This is a genomic window from Trichormus variabilis 0441, from assembly GCF_009856605.1.
GTDB classification, from domain to species: Bacteria; Cyanobacteriota; Cyanobacteriia; order Cyanobacteriales; family Nostocaceae; genus Trichormus; species Trichormus variabilis.
In genome coordinates this window covers 2,936,441-2,955,186 of sequence record NZ_CP047242.1, presented here as the reverse complement: position 1 = coordinate 2,955,186, position 18,746 = coordinate 2,936,441, and the positions used below count along the sequence as shown (strand labels likewise).

The 18,746-nt window shown below is 39.5% G+C and carries 13 protein-coding genes; 6 read left to right on the top strand and 7 right to left on the bottom strand.

Annotation, left to right across the window (positions count from 1 at the left end):
* Positions 1-27 precede the first annotated feature (27 nt).
* Positions 28-1,173, bottom strand: coding sequence for a hypothetical protein (locus tag GSQ19_RS12005; protein WP_104009898.1), 1,146 nt, complete (start codon positions 1,171-1,173; stop codon positions 28-30).
* A gap of 186 nt (positions 1,174-1,359) precedes the next feature.
* Here GSQ19_RS12005 and GSQ19_RS12000 point away from each other — a divergent pair, with 186 nt between their 5' ends.
* Positions 1,360-3,819, top strand: a complete 2,460-nt coding sequence (locus GSQ19_RS12000) for a VIT domain-containing protein (RefSeq protein WP_011318181.1) — start codon at positions 1,360-1,362, stop codon at positions 3,817-3,819.
* A gap of 55 nt (positions 3,820-3,874) precedes the next feature.
* On the opposite strand, the gene GSQ19_RS11995 is transcribed toward GSQ19_RS12000, so the two are convergent.
* The 4 genes from GSQ19_RS11995 to GSQ19_RS11980 all read right to left on the bottom strand — a co-directional run bounded on the left by GSQ19_RS11995 (position 3,875) and on the right by GSQ19_RS11980 (position 9,733).
* Positions 3,875-6,100 carry a dynamin family protein gene (locus GSQ19_RS11995; RefSeq protein WP_011318180.1) on the bottom strand — a complete coding sequence of 742 codons (2,226 nt, stop codon included), beginning with the start codon at positions 6,098-6,100 and terminating at the stop codon, positions 3,875-3,877.
* Between the two features lie 199 nt (positions 6,101-6,299).
* On the bottom strand, positions 6,300-8,381 hold the full coding sequence (locus GSQ19_RS11990) for a dynamin family protein (protein ID WP_011318179.1): 2,082 nt from the start codon (positions 8,379-8,381) through the stop codon (positions 6,300-6,302).
* A gap of 23 nt (positions 8,382-8,404) precedes the next feature.
* Positions 8,405-8,719, bottom strand: a complete 315-nt coding sequence (locus GSQ19_RS11985; protein ID WP_011318178.1) for a DUF3040 domain-containing protein — start codon at positions 8,717-8,719, stop codon at positions 8,405-8,407.
* Between the two features lie 651 nt (positions 8,720-9,370).
* On the bottom strand, positions 9,371-9,733 hold the full coding sequence (locus GSQ19_RS11980; protein ID WP_011318177.1) for a hypothetical protein: 363 nt from the start codon (positions 9,731-9,733) through the stop codon (positions 9,371-9,373).
* 582 nt (positions 9,734-10,315) lie between these two features.
* Between GSQ19_RS11980 and GSQ19_RS11975 the strand changes: the two genes are divergently transcribed.
* From GSQ19_RS11975 to GSQ19_RS11960, 4 genes are all read left to right on the top strand, one after another.
* Positions 10,316-11,290 carry a cysteine synthase A gene (locus GSQ19_RS11975; protein WP_011318176.1) on the top strand — a complete coding sequence of 325 codons (975 nt, stop codon included), beginning with the start codon at positions 10,316-10,318 and terminating at the stop codon, positions 11,288-11,290.
* A gap of 39 nt (positions 11,291-11,329) precedes the next feature.
* Positions 11,330-11,509, top strand: coding sequence for a hypothetical protein (locus tag GSQ19_RS11970; protein ID WP_041456057.1), 180 nt, complete (start codon positions 11,330-11,332; stop codon positions 11,507-11,509).
* A 4-nt stretch (positions 11,510-11,513) separates the two neighbouring features.
* The gene (locus GSQ19_RS11965; RefSeq protein WP_011318175.1) at positions 11,514-11,843 is read left to right on the top strand and encodes a (2Fe-2S) ferredoxin domain-containing protein; all 330 of its coding nucleotides are present in this window, start codon (positions 11,514-11,516) and stop codon (positions 11,841-11,843) included.
* A gap of 250 nt (positions 11,844-12,093) precedes the next feature.
* Positions 12,094-12,981, top strand: coding sequence for a DUF5331 domain-containing protein (locus GSQ19_RS11960; protein WP_011318174.1), 888 nt, complete (start codon positions 12,094-12,096; stop codon positions 12,979-12,981).
* Between the two features lie 131 nt (positions 12,982-13,112).
* Here the strand turns inward: GSQ19_RS11960 and GSQ19_RS11955 are convergent, their stop codons facing one another.
* Positions 13,113-14,156 (bottom strand): adenosine deaminase, encoded by a 1,044-nt coding sequence (locus tag GSQ19_RS11955; protein WP_011318173.1) that lies wholly within the window; start codon positions 14,154-14,156, stop codon positions 13,113-13,115.
* Between the two features lie 91 nt (positions 14,157-14,247).
* Entirely contained in the window at positions 14,248-15,978 is a 1,731-nt protein-coding gene (locus tag GSQ19_RS11950; protein WP_011318172.1) for a hybrid sensor histidine kinase/response regulator, read from the bottom strand.
* A gap of 775 nt (positions 15,979-16,753) precedes the next feature.
* Between GSQ19_RS11950 and GSQ19_RS11945 the strand changes: the two genes are divergently transcribed.
* Positions 16,754-18,745 (top strand): Mu transposase C-terminal domain-containing protein, encoded by a 1,992-nt coding sequence (locus GSQ19_RS11945; protein ID WP_011318171.1) that lies wholly within the window; start codon positions 16,754-16,756, stop codon positions 18,743-18,745.
* Position 18,746: the final 1 nt, after the last annotated feature.

The following is an 18,746-nucleotide window of genomic DNA, read 5'->3' as shown; positions in this document are numbered from 1 at the left end:
TGCTTACCAATTATAAATTTTATTCAGCTATTCCCCATCAAGAATAATGTCATATGCAGAGCTACCATAAAACTCCTCCACTTCATATGCTGTACAAATTCCATTAATCATGGTGACTATAATTTTCTCAATATTAACCATGTCTTCTATTGGGTTTCTCTTGAGGGAAGTTACTGTATTAACAGTATGTGAAAGAGGATTACGAACGTTATCCCACAAATCTTTTATTATTTTTTGCGCTTCATTTTTGTTCTTCCATCCCATTTCTTTATATCTTTTGTTGATTAAGCGATATTGTCTTGCCTGTAAGCCAGGAGGACTTAAAACACTGGAATTATAACTTTTATAAATTTCCCATCCATTTGAGGCAATTTTTGCTATTCTCTCCCTCAGTTCATTTCCCCTTAAATGTTCTGTTTCTTCTTTTTTTGCTAATGACTCTGCTATTACAGCCAAATGTCGAAATCTTGCTTCCCAATTGGGAATATCTCGACTTTCTCTAAATGCACGTAAGGCATTAAATATACGCTTGATTAAGCTTGTATCTACATCATTAAATGCAGAATAGCAAAGATTTCTGAATGTAATGTCAGCATATATGGTACCAAAATCAGAAAGCAATACATCCAAAGGTTGTTGAACTAATTGATAACGTGATATTCTTCGAGCAATAAATTTAGGAAAAATGTCATCTTGACCTAACCAAAAACATTGAATGCCATTACCAACTGCTCCAAAACTGCCAATCGTGAAATCTTCTCCAGGCTTAAATAAGCATAATCGCCAAACATCTAGAAGTTGTTCACCTTTATTCAGAATATATTGAAATAGAGAGTTGTTAGTATCCTCATCATTTAGATAGAGATAATCTTCTCTATCTAAATTTATTTCAAATGCAATACAAGTAAAATTTATTAACTTGCGATCCGGTAGTTTTTCTAAGTGACGTAAAGTTTGATTATCAATCTTCCCCTCGTAACTAAGTTCTGTATATTGTTTGAATGTCAAACTTCCTAAGTATTCATAAGGTTGGCGGAATTCTGAGCAACCGTCTGGATTAGGAACATAGTTAGGTGGACAACCATAAACTTCCGCAGAGTACATCCTATAATCAAAGTCTAAGTGAAGCCCATCAATTGGAGCAATGACATAGTAAGTAGATGTGTTCAGCATGATTAAGTGAGTAATCGTTAATTCACGACTTTTCTCTAAGTGAAAAATTACAGTATATCTTGTGGTAAAAAGCAGTATTTGGAACTCAATCACTTACTGAGCATCGACTGAACACAAAACTGAGCATATCTGCCGAGTAACCGCGCTTACGCTAGAGACATGAAACAAAAGTGTGAGGTAACAGATATGACTCAAACTATAGAACGCCAAGCGGGTGGCTTATATGCTCAAACTCCTGAACAACAGCAAATTGCTTTCCCCCTGAAGCACACTGAAGTACAAGCTAAAATTGCGGGGAATATTTCACGGGTGGAAGTTACCCAAAGTTTTGAAAATCCTTTCACAACTACACTAGAAGCTGTTTATATTTTTCCGTTACCGGATGAGGCGGCTGTTGATGATATGCTGATTCGGATTGGTGACAAGACTATTAAAGGTAGTATTAAAAAACGCCAAGAAGCACAGCAAATATACGAGCAAGCGAAGGAACAAGGACGCACCGCCGGACTGTTGGAACAAGAACGGGACAATATTTTTACTCAATCCCTCGCCAACATTCAACCAGGTGAGCAAATTGATGTGATTATTCGCTACTCTGAAAGTTTGAAATTTACGGCGGGTAATTATGAGTTTGTTTTCCCGATGGTGGTTGCTCCCCGTTACGTTCCAGGGATACCAATTGAGGGAAATGCGGTTGGTGTTGGTTCGGCTACTGCACCGATGACGCAAAATCAAGATACAGATATCGTCCCCGATGGTTCACGGTTGAATGCACCTATCTTACCATCGGGTATGCGATCGCCTCACGATATTAATGTCACCATAGAAATTGATGCAGGGGTTGAGGTGCAAAATATCCAGTCTCCTTCTCACCAAGTTCAGATAAGTTATGCAGAAAAGCGGGTGTTGGTGAAGTTGGCGGGTGGGGATACTATTCCGAATAAAGACTTGATTTTACGTTATCAAGTAGCTGGCGAATCTACTCAAGCGACGGTACTCAGCCAAGCTGATGAACGGGGTGGACATTTTGCACTATATCTAATTCCTGCACTCCAGTATCGTCAGAATCAGATTGTTCCTAAAGATGTGGTGTTTCTCATCGATACTTCCGGTTCACAAATGGGTGCGCCATTGATGCAATGTCAGGAGTTGATGCGCCGCTTTATTAATGGACTTAATCCTGATGACACTTTTAGTATTATTGATTTCTCTGATACGACTCGGCAATTATCGCCTGTTCCTCTGGCTAATAATTCTCAAAATCGCACACGCGCCATTAATTATATTAATCGATTGACAGCTAATGGCGGGACGGAGATGTTACGCGGGATTCGTGCTGTGTTGAATTTCCCAGTTACAGATTCTGGACGGTTGCGGAGTATTGTATTGTTAACGGATGGTTATATTGGCAATGAAAACCAAATTCTTGCCGAAGTGCAACAACATCTGCAAGCAGGAAACCGCCTTTATAGTTTTGGTGCGGGTAGTTCAGTAAATCGTTTTCTACTCAACCGCATTGCAGAATTAGGACGGGGGATAGCACAGATAATTCGCCACGATGAACCAACGGATGAGGTAGTCGATAAATTCTACCGTCAAATTAACAATCCTGTTTTGGCTAACATTAATTTGCAATGGGAAGGCGATGGTAATGCGCCAATTATCTATCCTGCCACGCCACCAGATTTGTTTGCGGAACAGCCGTTAGTTTTATTTGGTAAAAAACCTGATGCGCGTGGGGGAAAACTCCACATTACGGGAATTGTTGCCGGTGGTACACGCTACCAAAATACGATAAAACTGGACTTTGAGGAAACAGGAAACCCCGCTATTGCTCAACTTTGGGGACGTTCCCGCATCAAGGAATTGATGAATAAGATGGTGAGTGGTGATACTAAGTTGGGTGTGGAAGGGGTGACAGATACGGCTTTGACTTATCAACTGTTGTCACAATATACAGCTTTTGTGGCGGTGAGTGATGATGTGCGAGTTGATTCACGTCAGGGTTCAGTTTCGGTGCAAGTACCTGTAGAAATGGCTGAAGGTATGAGTTATCAAGGTATTTTTGGGAGTGCTGTTACTGCTGCTGCGCCTCCTCCCATCATGGCAAATATGGTGTCTCCTGCGCCTGAGTTTTTGCAACGTAAGCGCAGCCTAGCATCTCCAAGCGCACCACAAGCAGAAAGTGGTTTTTCTGAACTACCCTCATTAACGGAACTAAGTGAAGATGCGAAAATTGAATTATCATTCAGTGATCTCGATTACACTTTTAGGGAACCACCCCCAAAACCTAGACAACAAGCTTCCAGTGGTTGGAATAAATATTTTGAGGATATAGACTCATCACAGGAAATTACTCCTGTTGGAATTTTGCAGGTTGTGAATGTAATAGGATTGAACTACCAGATGATTGTGATTCTGACTCGTTATTTAGAATCTCTCCCATTACATACAGATTGCAGTGGGGATTTAGTGTTGGAGTTGCAGATAAATAAGGGACGAGTGAGACAGGTGTTGTTAGATGAAGAAGCTTCTACTTTTAAGGAACAATCTGTGATTGATATTATCAGGCGATCGCTCATCTCCTGGCAACCCCCTCAAATGCTCACAGCTACCGTGTCTTTAACGCTGCGATTGCAAGCATAATACAAAATTATACCGGGTCTATCCCGGTATTTCCTTCCCCTAAACCCCCACACCCCTACTTTTGTTGAGACAATACTGTATAAGCTTCATTAAACAAACGCATTTTTTCTTGCGCTTGTTTCTGCATCTGGGGTTGATTCACAAATAAATCTGGATGCCATTTTTTAACTAAAGTTTTATAAGCTTGTTTAACATCAGCAAAAGTAGCATCTTGTGGCAATCCTAAAACCTTATAAGCGTGAGCAATTTTATCTTTTTCTGTTTGGCTTTGGGGTGATTTAGGTGCTTGTGTATTTTGATTTGGTGGCTGACTATTTTGAAAACCAGGAGAACCCATTTTGGCTTTCATTCGTGCTATTTCCTCATCCATTTCCCAGTTGGTAAACTTTGCTTCTAACTCTGCGGGATTGGGTGAAGGGGTAGTTTTTGGTGGTGGTGAAGAAACTTGCTGCTTTGGCGGTTCAACTTTTTTCTCAGGAGTTTTAGCTGTATTTTCTTGTCGTGGTGGGTTAGGTGTAGCTTGGGGTGGGCGAGTATATATGCGTTCTTGTTTTTGCCAAGATTTTTGTTGAGTTTGAGTAACTCTTGGCGTTTCTATATAAGGTTGATAGTTAGAAGAAATTTTGACTTTTTCTAATTCACTCAGTAATTGATTAAAACCCTGTTGCAATCGCTGTAACTCTGCACGTTTTTGAGTAATTTCTTGTGGTTCTTGATTAACTTTAAAGCAAATTACCTTTTCCCCTTGGCGTTCATATTCAGCTAAGATTGATAAACCTTGATGACTAAGATGAGTAAAGTACTCTTCCGTTGCAGCTATACAAAGTTTGGCAACCTGTTGATGATAGGATTCATTAGCTATTTGGTCATCTTGCTTTTGTACATTTTTGTTGAGTAAATAGGAAACACTACCAACCACAGCCGCACCGACAGGCCCGCCTAATAACCAACCTATACCACCACCGACAGCAATTGAACCGGGTTCACTCCAAGTATCACCACTGTCAGATTTAGGCGGTAGGGTAATGATTGGTTCGCTAGGTAAAGGAATTGATAAATCTTCTGGTCGTTCTTCTTGGAAAAACTCGTATGCTTGATAGAGCCACTTCACTACAGATATTTGTAACTCATTCAAGTCTTTTTTGAGATTGTTTATTTGCCAAGATTTAAAGTTATTTTCTGCCAAAGCAACAGCAGCATCAGCTTGGTATTTGGCAAGTAAATTAGGTAAAGCCAGCCAATCACCTAACTCAGTAATACTAGCAGTAAAGCCTCGTCCAATTAAATCTTGCGCTTTTTGTTTAATTGCAAATTTGGCATTTTGTTTATCATCAAAAGTCTTAAACTCATGAGCAATAGGGTCAATTTTATTTTTTAATGATAATTGAATTTGGGATGCAATCGCCTCCACTCTCGGCAACCTCACACTACCCCGATTTTGTTGTAAGATACCCACAACATTTTGCAAAGCTGTTTCAAACGCCGCTAAACCGCTACTACTAGCCGCCCCTACATCACCCTTTAACCTGGCGCGTAAAGCAGGTAAAGCATCAACCCGATATAAATTACTGAATCCTGGCGGTAACTCAGCCCGGAAACTTTCTGCAACAAACCTGAGCCGATTTTGTACCTGCTGTTGTTCCTCCGGTTCCAGTAAATTAAGAAAATTAGCCACAAAAATAACTGTTTTAATCCCCCTATCCAATAACCAATCGCGCAAATTTTCCCGTTCACCCAGAGTCATCAACTTGCGCGCATCTAGTAATTGCACAACTAAATCTGCACTCAATAATTGTTCCTTAACTAAATTATCTTGCTCCTCCCTATCATTAGTCCCTGGTAAATCCACAAACTCAACACCAGTTTCTAAAAACGGATGGGGACAAAAAACCTCAACAGATGCCACATCCCGGCGCATCTGTCTATTACCATCAAGAATAGCAAACTGCTGTAAAACTTCCGTACCACTGCGATAGACTTCTGTACCGTCTACCAACATAATACGCGATCGCACACTAGAACCATACTTAACCGTAATAGCCGCCCCCGTAGTGGGAATCAAATCAATTGGTAAAGCACGACTACCCAAAACCGCATTTAACAAAGTAGACTTACCATGATTAAAAGGGCCAAAAACCGCAATCCGAAAATTAGGATTCTCCAAATAACCACAGATAGACACCACATCTTGATGTAACCGAGAAGTCCGTTCCAACTCCAACAAACCAGACGCAGACTTCAACACCTCAACCAAACTCCCATAACCAGCATACTGCTCCATAAAACCCCCATCTCAATTCAAAATTCAAAATTAAAGACAGCCACCCACCAAAAGCGTTAGCGTAGCGGGACGAAATACGTTTTTAAACCTACATTTTTTTCATAAAAATAAAGAGAGAAGAAAAAACTCCCCTCCCCTCTTACATCTCTGCGCCCCTCAGCGCCCACCTCAGCGCCCTTCCGCGTTAAAACTCCCTCATTTAGCCATAATAAGCCAACAAATTACCATAAGCAGCCTCAATATTTTGCAATTGAGTAATCACATCCTCCTGCAAACTCTTAAACCTTTTCAACTCACCCTCCCGATTAATCTCCCGTGTTTCCTTCTGCTTCAGTAAATTATCTAACTCCGACTTCCGCGCAGTAATATCATCATTAATCCGCTTACTTACTTCCCTTTCATAAGCATCAAAACATTCCTTCACCGCATCATAGACAGTTTGCGATTGTTCATGGGCCACCTGCGGTAAATATTTCACCAACTCCTTCTTAGCAGTTTTCACTAACTCTTTCCGCGCTTGGTCTGCTTGTAAAAAACCTACACCCAAACCAAGTAAAGCAAATCCAATGGGGCCGAGAAGTACCCCTGTAACGGCTGTAATAATCCCCCCAATCCCAACTACAGTAAAGTAATTTAACAAAATATTTTTCCAATCAAACCCAGCACCAGCTAACGCCACACCCGCCAAATTTCCGCGAGACAAAGATAACAATCCCATTGCCCATTTTGCCCAACTAGGAGATTTATCATCTTCTGTGGTAGTTGTAGGACTAACCGTAACTTTTTGTCCCGTGAGTTTTTCGGTGATTTGGTCAGTTACTTGGCTGTAAGATGCACCATATTGAGATGCACTGCGAGAAAGTTCTTTAAACGCCACATTAATATCTTTTTCTGCGGTTAAAGTCCACGCTGCAAACTTATCAGTAATGTATTGCTCAAAAGCTTTTTGTAGCGCAGCATTAAAAGCTTCTCGCTTACCATTACTCAAGAAATCAAACAAATTTAACTCTGGTTGATAACGTAAAAAATCAGTTTCAAAAGTATTACCCAAATTTAAAACATAACTGCGGAAAGATTCCGAAACTTTGCGCGCTTGAGTATCCCTAGTAGTAAAAATTTCCTTTTGAAATTGGTCACGAATATTATTTAGTTTAGTAAACTCTGGTTCAACAGAATCAATTCGTTTTTTTAATTCATCAACATCTTTGTCTAGTAACGGTAAGCGTCTTCCAATTGCTTCGCGGGTATGGTTGACAGCTTGTCTGGCTAATGTTCTGGCTTGTCGTAGTTCTGCGATCGCCCGTTCTCTGGTAAGAAATGTATTTAGGGAACCCATAAACTCAGAAAAACCAGTTCCAGTTAAATCTGCTTGGGAATCCTTCAACCGTCGCCGCAATGCTTGAATTGATGACAGTTCAAACACCCTCTCATCATAAATATTTTGACCATCTACATAACAATATTCTGCCAAGTTCGCCTTAAATACTTGTCGTAGCCTATCTTCCGATGCTCTTAACTCCTCCGCATCATCAGGATCAATTAATGATTCCTTTACTTGATCCCAAGCATTAATTAAGAAGAAAACAGATAAACCCCGACCTTTGATATAATTTTCTAAATAACGACGCTCTCCTAAAGTACAAGGTTGGGAAGCTCGCATGACAAATAAAATTGCATGACAGTTATTGACATATCCCAAAGATAATTCGTTGCGCGCTTCCGTGTCATTTAACCCAGGACTATCAACAATTTCAATACCCTTTTCTAGTAGACTTAAAGGATATTCTACAACTGCATAATCAACATCAGGAAAAGCTGATTTTTTCTCTTGTTCTAACTTCTTTGCTTCCGCCGGGTCAATAGTGTATTTATATTTAAAGCTGGGAAAATCTAATGTTTGTGGGCTTTTGCCATCATTAAAGTAAATTGTAACTTTTTTTTCTGCTCCGTAGCGTAATACTGTTAAAACTGCGGTACAGGGGTTAACATCACTTGGTAATAAATTCTCTCCAATCAAGGCATTAAGAAATGTACTTTTACCCCGCTTCATATCGCCTAAAACCAATAAGCGAAATACTCCTTTTTTTAGATTATTACTTGCTACAGAAATATCTTCTAAATCTCTTTCTAAACTCAGCTTACCTGATGATGTATCTCCAGCTAATTCAGCTTGATTAATTGTGTCAGATAATTTTTGTAAAGAGATGGCAATCTTAGAACGCACTTGAGAAACACGTTCTAAATCCTGAATAAATTTATCAGTTGCTACTTGATTAACCACAATAATTACACCTTAGTTAAGAATTATTTTCTTTGAGATACAAAAAATAGCTGGTAAGATACCCACCCTAAAATTGCAATAATAATTAACCCGGCTAAAGCCGAAGCAATCCTCACTGCAACTAACGCCGCCACAGCTAAAGCAAACAACTTTGCGCCCAGAATTACTTTTTTAATCCAGGGTTTTTGTTCTGGTTGGTGCTTGACTGTTTTATGAAAAGTTGCGTCGTTGGGAGAAATTTGCTGTTCTATTTCTCTTAACCGCAATTCTACTTCCTTCTCCCGCAGTATCCGTTCCCGTTGTTCCAGTTCTTGATGGCGATCGTTTGGAAATTTCATTGATGTCCACCCCGGTTAGGACGTTAATGATAATATTTGCACTTACGTTGTTAATGTATATTAATGTACTTATTTAGCTAATTGCCTCAGTAAAATAACTAAGATTTTAAACTCAGGGAACACAAAAAAATGAATTATCCAAGATTGATGCTTTAGTAGAGGGCTTCAGTATAAATAATTTTTGAGTATATTTAGGTTTTATTGCACTGACACATCTTACATTCTGCATATTTTGTTATGTAGAATTTCTTTGTAACAATGAAGACTTATGCAAGTATCACAAAAAATAAAATTTTTGCTTGTAGTCAAGGCTTTAGCTTTTATTTTAAGGACTAAAGTCCTCACTACAAGCTTAAAATAATATGCCAGTTGCGTAAGTGTTAACATTGAATGTTAAATTTTTGGCAACTTTTGGTAATCTTAGAGGACGTTTGAAAAGTATCATTGCTAACACCAAAATCTTAAAAACTTAACCCCCCTAGCCCCCCTTCCCTGCGAGGGAATGGGGGTTTCAAAGCCTCTCTCCGTTTCGGGGAGAGGTTTGGAGAGGGGTTTCTAGTATACTTTTCGACTTTTCAAACACCCTCTTAAAAGACTGTCAACAATCAACAGTCAACAGTTAACAGCCTTTTATTATATTTTGTTATAGCTTTAGCTTGTAGGCAAAGCTACACCTTGACGCAAAGTACGCTTACGCTCGCTTTTCCGAATACCTCCAGCCATTTGATACTCATGGCTATTGTTACCAAATTTATAGGCAACACCACGCAAAATCTTCTCGGAATAATCTGCTAAATCTTTTTCATTTTCAATGATTTGGGTTAATAAAACATCAATAGTAGAAAGCGTAGTATTGTATATTTCTAGAGATTGCCGCAGATTTTCAATTTTCTCGGTATAATATTTAACTGTCAATCCCTCTCCAACATCAAGCGTTGGGCTGATAGATTTAATACTTGCTAAACGGATTTCTGCTTTGTCAAGAGTACGTGAATTGCGTTTATGTCTTGCCATAATTAATACTTTTTCCCCGAATTTCTCCTAATTCCATAGTGGACAATTGTTAAGAAAACTGTCATACGTAAAATTGTTGATTTTTATTAAAAAATTTAATACCCTTGCCTTCCCTGTTTTTTCACCAACATCTTGACAGATATAAATTTTGCGTAGAAGTTAAGCAAACGTCAAAGCAGAAGCTCTTGCAAACTGCGCGTTATACGGAAACGTGAAAGCGGGAGCTACTACAGAGAAGGCGGAAGCTTGTACAAACTGCGCGTCATACGGAAATGTGAAAACAGAAACTCTTGCAGACTGCGCGTCATACGGAAACGTAAAGGCGGAAACTACTACAGAGGAGGCGGAAGCTTTTGCCACGACAATTTAAAAATTTAACGTGAGTTTCCCACAAAAGCGCACCTATGGAAAGGGCGAAAGAAAACTCGCTGTTTTTTAGGAGTTTGATGGAACTTAACTCTAACTCTTCCCCTACCTACAAAAGCTGCTCATGTTTAATTTTGGAGAATTGGTATTAAGTGTATATCCTGCCACCGCTATAAGTCACAATTTTTATATGCACTCCACTCAAGTCAAGACACAATGGATATCAAAAATGGCTTTGTAGGCACTGTTGGCAACACACCACTGATTCGTTTAAACAGTTTTAGTGAAGAAACAGGATGTGAAATCCTTGCTAAAGCAGAATTTCTCAATCCCGGTGGTTCAGTTAAAGACCGTGCAGCACTTTACATCATCGAAGACGCAGAAAAAAAAGGACTACTTAAACCAGGCGGAACCGTTGTAGAAGGAACTGCTGGTAATACTGGTATTGGATTAGCGCATATTTGCAATGCCAAAGGCTACAAATGCCTGATAATTATTCCTAACACCCAATCACAGGAAAAGATTGATGCACTCACAGCTTTGGGTGCAGAAGTCCGTCCCGTGCCGGCTGTACCTTACAAAGACCCAAATAACTACGTTAAACTTTCTGGGAGAGTTGCTGCGGAATTAGACAACGCAATTTGGGCAAATCAATTTGATAATTTAGCTAACCGCCTCGCTCACTACGAAACCACAGGCCCAGAAATTTGGACACAAACCGATGGTAAAGTTGATGGCTGGGTAGCTTCCACTGGTACTGGTGGCACATTTGCCGGTGTAGCCATGTATCTAAAAGACCAAAACCCCGCCATTAAATGCGTAGTAGCTGACCCATTAGGTAGCGGTTTATATAGTTATATCAAAACTGGAGAAATCAAGATAGAAGGAAATTCTATCACTGAAGGTATTGGTAACAGCCGTGTCACAGCTAATATGGAAGGCGCACCAGCTGACGATGCTATCCAAATAGATGACCATGAAGCTCTGCGGGTAGTTTACCAACTGCTGCGAAAAGATGGCTTATTCATGGGTGGTTCCACAGGTATTAATGTAGCAGGTGCTGTGGCTTTAGCGAAGCAATTGGGGCCTGGTCACACCATTGTTACCATATTGTGTGACAGTGGTTCTCGTTACCAATCCCGCATATTCAACCGCGATTGGCTTGCGTCCAAAGGACTAACTGTAGATTAGTCATTAGTCATTGGTCATTAGTTAGTAGGGTGCGTCAGTATGAATAATTTCCTGGTACAGCTAGGTTTTATCGCACTGACGCACCCTACATCTACATCTTGGACTATTAATGTCCTAACACTACTGGCGACAGCTATATCAGACGAGGAGAAACATCAGCAAACCCGTGTTAGGCAAGGCGAACAACAGCACAATGTAACCAAAAAGATTTCAGGGTGAAAAGATGACTAACATTACGCAACCATCAAACTCGCCTTTAACAGAGCCTTCCACTCCTAGATGTGTACGCGTATGTCAACATCGCACCTGTAAAAAACAAGGTGCAAAAGAGGTGTTAAGAGCTTTTGCAGTTTTACCTGTTGTAGATGTGACTGTAACAGGTAGTGGTTGTTTAGGTCAGTGTGGAAACGGGCCGATGGTGCTGATTTTACCCGATATGGTTTGGTATAGCGGCATTCAACCTCATGAAGTACCTCTATTGGTAGAACAACACCTGCTAGGTGGTCAAAAAGTCCAGCAGATGCTTTATTATCGGTTTCATCCCCAGGGATAATAGCAATTTAAAATTTAAATTTCCAAAAATCATACTATTAGGATTTATATTTGATTTTTGCAATATACGTAGGCTGGGTTGTGATTACCAAAAATATGATACGGTAAACATTGCCTAACTTACTGAGAATTTTTGCAAGAATCAAATTAGATTTCTGATTATTTGGGATCTCAGGTTGAAATCTGTTTCCCTGTTTTGGAGAATTGATACATACAGGTCTGCACTATTTTTGACTGAAGCGAGGCATCCGATGGACATTCAGGAGCTGCGTCAATCTTTAAAGATCAAGTGGCTGAGTTATTACGAGCAAAATCGTTCTTGGTTAGTCAAAATGAAGGTCTGGGCTACTTATAATGGTTTGCGGCGACCTTCCTCTGGATTTATTTTGGCAACGCTATCTGTTTTAGAACCACAGTTTGAACAGACACTTGCTTTTATTATGGAACTGAATAATAACCCCGATGAGATTGTTGCTGCTTTGGGTCTGAATTTTAATCCCGATGTTGAATTACGTTTAACAGAATCTCACACCAACCAGGAAAAACAGCAGACAGAAAGCGAAGCCATCTCATTAAATGAATTCGCCCTCAAGAATGTTTCCCATAAACAACATTGGGAAAACCAACCTGTTTTGTCACTGGTAGATAAACCTTTGCGATCGCTTGCAGAAACTCAGGAGGCTGATGATACACATCAACTTAAACCGGCAATTCTCTCTTTGAGAAATGCTCAAACAGCAATCAGCTACAATACATCTAAGGTAAACGCAGTTTCTAGCAATTCTCAACTAGGGCGATCGCCTGCAATTCATCGTAGGTCATCACCATCTGTAACTATAGAAACTCCTGATAAAACTAAACCTCTACCATCTTTAAGATTAGCTTTAGCTACCGAATCTCACCGTAATGGTAAAGCGGTGAGAGTACTAGAAATTATCACTAATGTTTCAAGTCAGCCAAAAACTCTACCATCACCAACAATAGCTACGGAAGTTACCCAAAACGGACAATACGCAAATCAACAAACACCAGCACCTAGCCACAAAGTCCAGCCATCACTTGGTAGTAATGCCAGTAGTCTAGCTTCTTGGATGGATGAGTTTTGTCAGGGTACTGGGTGTAAGGGTGTAGGGGTGTAGGGGTGTAGGGGTGTAGGGATTTTAAACATTTACACTCCTATACTATTCCTTACAGTCTTGTCCAAACCCTTGATTTTTCATTTTCATGCGTCAGGTTTTAATCAAAATAAACTATTTCCATATTTGAGTAATTAGTCTTTCAGTGCTAAAACTTTGGTAGTTTCCGGTTGTAGTAATTCATTCAATAGGGATGCAGGACGTTCACCATAAGGCCAAGCAAAGGCATGGCGGAAAGCTGCATCCTGACAAGCTTGTAACTGTTCAAAGTTGATAATGTCGTAAGTCAAGAGATTTTCATACTCGAATGGCAAACGTACATTATGCAGCCCGGCGTTATCAGTACAAATGGCAATATCTACCCCAGCATCAAAACATCGGTCAAAGACTAACTTCAGTTGGCGGATGTCTTGTAAAGTACCTGTTTGAATATAAGTTGTGGGACAAACTTCTAAACACTGACCACGCCTAGCTACATCTGGTAGTAGCTCTGGATACAAGAGGGGAATTTGGATACCGTGACCAATCCGCATCAGGTAAGGTAGGAGTTGGGGGTAACAACCAGATGGGGTTTCGTAAAAGTGTCCAGTAGTGTTAATCCCTAGCGATCGCGCATACTCATATAAACTGATCCATTCGGACAGGCGATCGGCGTAATGGCTATCACCCCCAGCTACATCTATGCCACACACATAATTTTTGTTTTGCCCCGCCAAATCAATAATCGCTTTGTTCACCTCATAAGGTAAGCGTGTGTGCATACACAAGATTTGGCTGGTGACAATAGGATATTCTGGCTGGCTACTAGCCTCCCCCACAACTTTGACAATTTCCGCCATCTTGTCAATTCTTTGGGACTGGCTGAGATGTTCTGGTGTCCGTAAGTAGGGGGTGTAGCGCAGTTCCAGATAAGCCAAATTCTCAAAAATGTAGGCACCCCGTACCAAACGATAAATAAAGTAAGGCAGAGTTTCTACAGTTTGTACACTTTCCACAAGGGTGTGCAGTTCCAAATACTCATCTAGGGTATTGCGGGGACGGGTATAAAAGTCTTCAAACTCTGGGTACTCGGCAAACCGGGAAATCAACTCCGATGAGTGTCGCTCAAAATAACGCCATAAGACACGGGGGACAACAGAACCACCCAGGTGTCTATGCAATTCTGCATATAATGCCATAGTGTTACTTTTTGATAAAAATTTTAATAATATTAACAAAATTACTGAGATAAAAAATCTATATCTTCAGGAAGATTCTGTAAATTCACTGTTAATTCTCAGTGTGGACAGTATGAATTGTCTGTACTAACTCTTTAGCTGTGCAGGGTTTAGATAAAAATGCCTTTACTCCCATGTTAGCAATTGCACTCTCATGGGGTTCCGATAGCAGCCCACTAATAGCGATAATTTTGATCTGGGGATTAATCTTTTGTAATTTGCGGATAGCGATCGCCCCATCCATTGATGGCATCATCATATCTAACAACACCACACTAATTTGTTCTTGGTATCCTGTATAGATTGATATGGCTTCCTCACCATCACTAGCAGTCAATACTCGATAATTATATGCTTCTAGAGATGATTTAGTAATTTCACGAATAATGGCTTCATCATCTACTACTAAAATTAATTCTCTATTACCAGTAGGCGATTCCATCTCTACAGAATCAGCTAATGGAATTTCCATATTAGAAACTAAAGCCGGCAAATACACCTGAAATCGTGTACCTTTACCTTCCGTACTCTGCACATTGATAGAACCACCATGATTATCAATAATATTCAGCACTGTAGACAGTCCTAAACCTGTGCCTTTGCCTACCTCTTTTGTAGAAAAGAATGGTTCAAAAATTTGCTTTTGAATTTTAGCGGGTATACCTAAACCCGTATCTTCTATAGATAACTTAATATAGTGCTTACCCTGGGGAGAAAGCACCACATTATCAGCCGTTATTTTCAATATCCCGCCATTAGGCATGGCATCACGCGCATTCAACACCAAATTCATCAACACTTGATGTAGTTGGGTTGTATCTCCTGATACATACCAAAGATTTTCGGGAATGTATGTTTGGCAGATAATTGATTTAGAGAATGTTTGCTGGACAATTTGCTCTATTTCTAATATCAGCTTCCTGACTGGCACAATTGTCTTTTTCCCTTCGATACCTCGTGCAAAAGATAACACTTGCCTAAGTAAATTTGCGCCCCGTTTGACATTACTCTCTAAAGTATTCAGCACCTTTTGTACCTGCGGTTCATGCAGTTTCATTTGTAAGAGCTGAACCGCCATTAAAATAGGAGTTAAGATATTGTTGAGGTCGTGAGCAATGCCACTTGCTAGTGTACCAATACTTTCCAGACGTTGCGATCGCAATAGTTGCGCTTCTAGTTGTTTTTTGGGTGTAATTTCCGTATTTACACTTAAAATAGATTTTGGTTGTCCTTCCTCATCCCTAACCAAAACCCAACGACTTTCAACAATAATTTCCTCACCATCTTTGCTGAGTTGATGTAACTCTCCTCGCCACTCACCTTCACTCATTACGGTGGACAGCGCTGACTTTAATTTAGTTGAGCTTGGTTGGTACAAAATTTCTGTAATATTTTTTCCAAGTGTCTCCTCAGCTTTCCAACCGTACAAACGTTCAGCACCTTTATTCCAAAAAATAATTTGATGGTCGATACTACCCACTAAAACAGCGTCATTAACTATATTTAAAATGGCAGTTTGTTCACGGATCTTCTGCTCTGCCTGTTGACTTTTGGTAATATAGAGGCACAGTAATTTATATAAATAGGTTAGTAATAAAATATTGACAAAAATTACTAAACAAAATGCTACTAGAGTTTTGTGTTCTAAAATGTAGAGATATGGCTGATTTTCCATCAATCTTGTAGTATGACTGTAAGTAATTACAGTGTTTGTCAATAAAACTACCAATGCTAGGACAAACAATACTTTCAGCTTGTGAATTACCGAAAATTTTTTCCCCATGCGATCGCCCTTAATACCCAGACACCTCCAAATAGTTAGAACTAAAACAGAAAATTACTGAATCTCAAATTCAGAAACAGATTAAAAATTTAATAATTACCGTAATCTTTAGCTAACTATAATTATTTACAACTATGCAGACACAATAACCGCAATAAAGGTTCCTTTTCCTCAAAAAAGAGCTTAGTAAAAATTGCCTTATATAGCAGATGTTATTTAAAATACCTGTGTGTGTTATGCAGCAATATGAGTAGCCGTCATGAACTGCGTACACCAAAACCTATGAAAAAGGCATCAAAGGATTTTCAAATCAGAACAACTGGAAAAAAACAACTATGTTAAATATTGTAAAAACAATAAGATTGAGTTCGTAGTAAGGACTTTAATCCTTGTAAAGTTCTCACTACAAGTCTTTAATTATCCACCCTGTTCTACTCAGTTCATTTAAGGCTAACAACTTAGACGCGGTGGTAAGTTGAAGCCATCTCTCCACTGAACCATATTGATATATAATGTAGAGCGACACATTATTTGACCACTTCGACAAATTAGCTGTCACAGCATTATCTTGAACGAAAATCCATATATATCAATACTTTCTAGCAATGAAAGCTAAATCAAGCTCATTCAGTCTTGGACGACAAATTACATGACTTTTTTAAAAGTCCGCGACTTATTAGATGACAATTATTAATTTTGCGAAAAATTACGTGTCAATTATTCGCAGTTTCATAGTAGTATAAATGTACCCAATAATCAAAGACAAATCACATCTATGAATTATTTAGATGTAGATAACCAGTTTGAACTGGAAGATGAAGATGACTTTCTTTTGGATGATGAGGATGCAGACATACTCGATTTTTCAATTGAAGTTGAGTCATTGAGTAATGATGGAAACTCTGTAGCAGAAGACAAATTAGTAGAGTTTTTGGATCAGAGATACTTAGAGGACTCAGAACTCAGACTGTCAGGAGAACAAAGACTCAAACTGGAAATAATCCGTAATTTACGTGAACCTTGCGATCGCCTGACTTACGGCAAAAGGTTGGAAGAAGCAGCCAAAAAGCTTGGTAAATCAGAACGAACGGTTAGACGTTTAATTAAGTCTTGGGAAGAAAAAGGTATAGCTGCTTTAGCGGAAGTTCCTAGAGCAGACAAAGGACAGGTACGAAAAAGTGAATACTGGTATAACTTGAGTCTCAAGATTTATAAACAAGGTAATAAAGGTGATAAAGGTGATAAAGGTGATAAAGGAAGCGATCGCATGACTCGCACTCAAGTTGCAGAAAAAGTTGAGACTAAAGCTTATGAATTCGCCAAAAAAGAATTAGAAGCTGAAATATCAAAGTTAGAAAGTCAGGGATTTCGGGGACAAGACTTAGATTGGGAGTTAAAGAAGCTAATAAAAATCAAGGAAAAGGCCGAGGGCTTTAAGTATTGGTCAAAGTATGGCAAACCTCCCAGCACTAGAACAGTAGAAAGATGGCTCAAACCAGTGGAGGAGAAAAGGCATAAGTCGCGCACTAGCCGCAGTCCAGGATGGCACGGTTCTGAACACACAATCAAAACCCGTGATGGTCAAGAAATATCTATTAAGTACACCAATCAGGTTTGGCAAATTGACCATACTAAGGCTGACATTTTATTAGTCGATGAGGATGGTGAGGAGATAGGCCGTCCTCAATTAACGACGGTAATAGATTGTTACTCTCGCTGCATTGTTGGATTCCGTCTAGGTTTTGCTGCACCCAGTTCTCAAGTTGTCGCTTTGGCACTGCGTCATGCAATTATGCCAAAGCGTTACAGTTCGGAGTATGAACTCAGATGTAAGTGGAGTGCTTACGGTGTACCTAAATATGTTTATACGGACGGTGGTAAAGATTTTCGCTCAAAACATTTAGTGGAATGGATTGCTAACGAATTAGATTTTGAACCAATCCTAAGAAGTAAACCTTCAGATGGTGGCATTGTAGAACGACCATTTAGAACTATAAGTGGTCTACTTTCTGAAATGCCGGGTTACACGGGGTCAAGTGTCAAAGACCGTCCAGAGGGAGCTGAAAAGAAAGCTTGTATAAGTCTTCCTGAACTGGAAAAACTAATTGTTGGTTACATTGTTGATAGCTATAACCAAAAACCTGATGCCCGAAGTCAAGCCAACCCTCTAACTCCCAAACAAAGTCGGATTGAGCGTTGGGAAAAAGGACTGCAAATGCCTCCTACTTTGCTGAACGATAGAGAACTTGATATTTGTTTAATGAAGGCAGCAGAGCGGGTTGTATATGACAATGGTTATCTTAATTTTTCTGGTCTTCGTTACAGGGGAGAAAATTTAGGAGCTTACGCAGGCGACAAAGTGATCTTAAGGTTCGACCCCAGAGATATCACTATGGTTTTAGTATATGGTCGAAAAAATAATAAAGAAATATTTTTAGCGCGTGCTTACGCTATTGGTTTAGAAGCAGCAAGCCTATCAGTTGAAGAAGTTAAATACGCACGTAAAAAAGCAGAAAATAGTGGTAAAGGTATAAATAATATTTCAATTTTAGAAGAGGCTCTCAGACGCAGAAACTTTTTGCAACAGAAGAAAAATAAAACTAAAGCTGAACGTCGCCGTTCTGAAGAGAAACGTATAGAGAAAATACCACAAGTCTTGACAGAAAAGAAAAATGAACAGGTTGCGGTATTAATATCTCAACCCGAAGACGATGAGCCAATAGAAAAATTGGATTTGAAATTATTGCGTGAAGAGCTGGGTTTGTAAA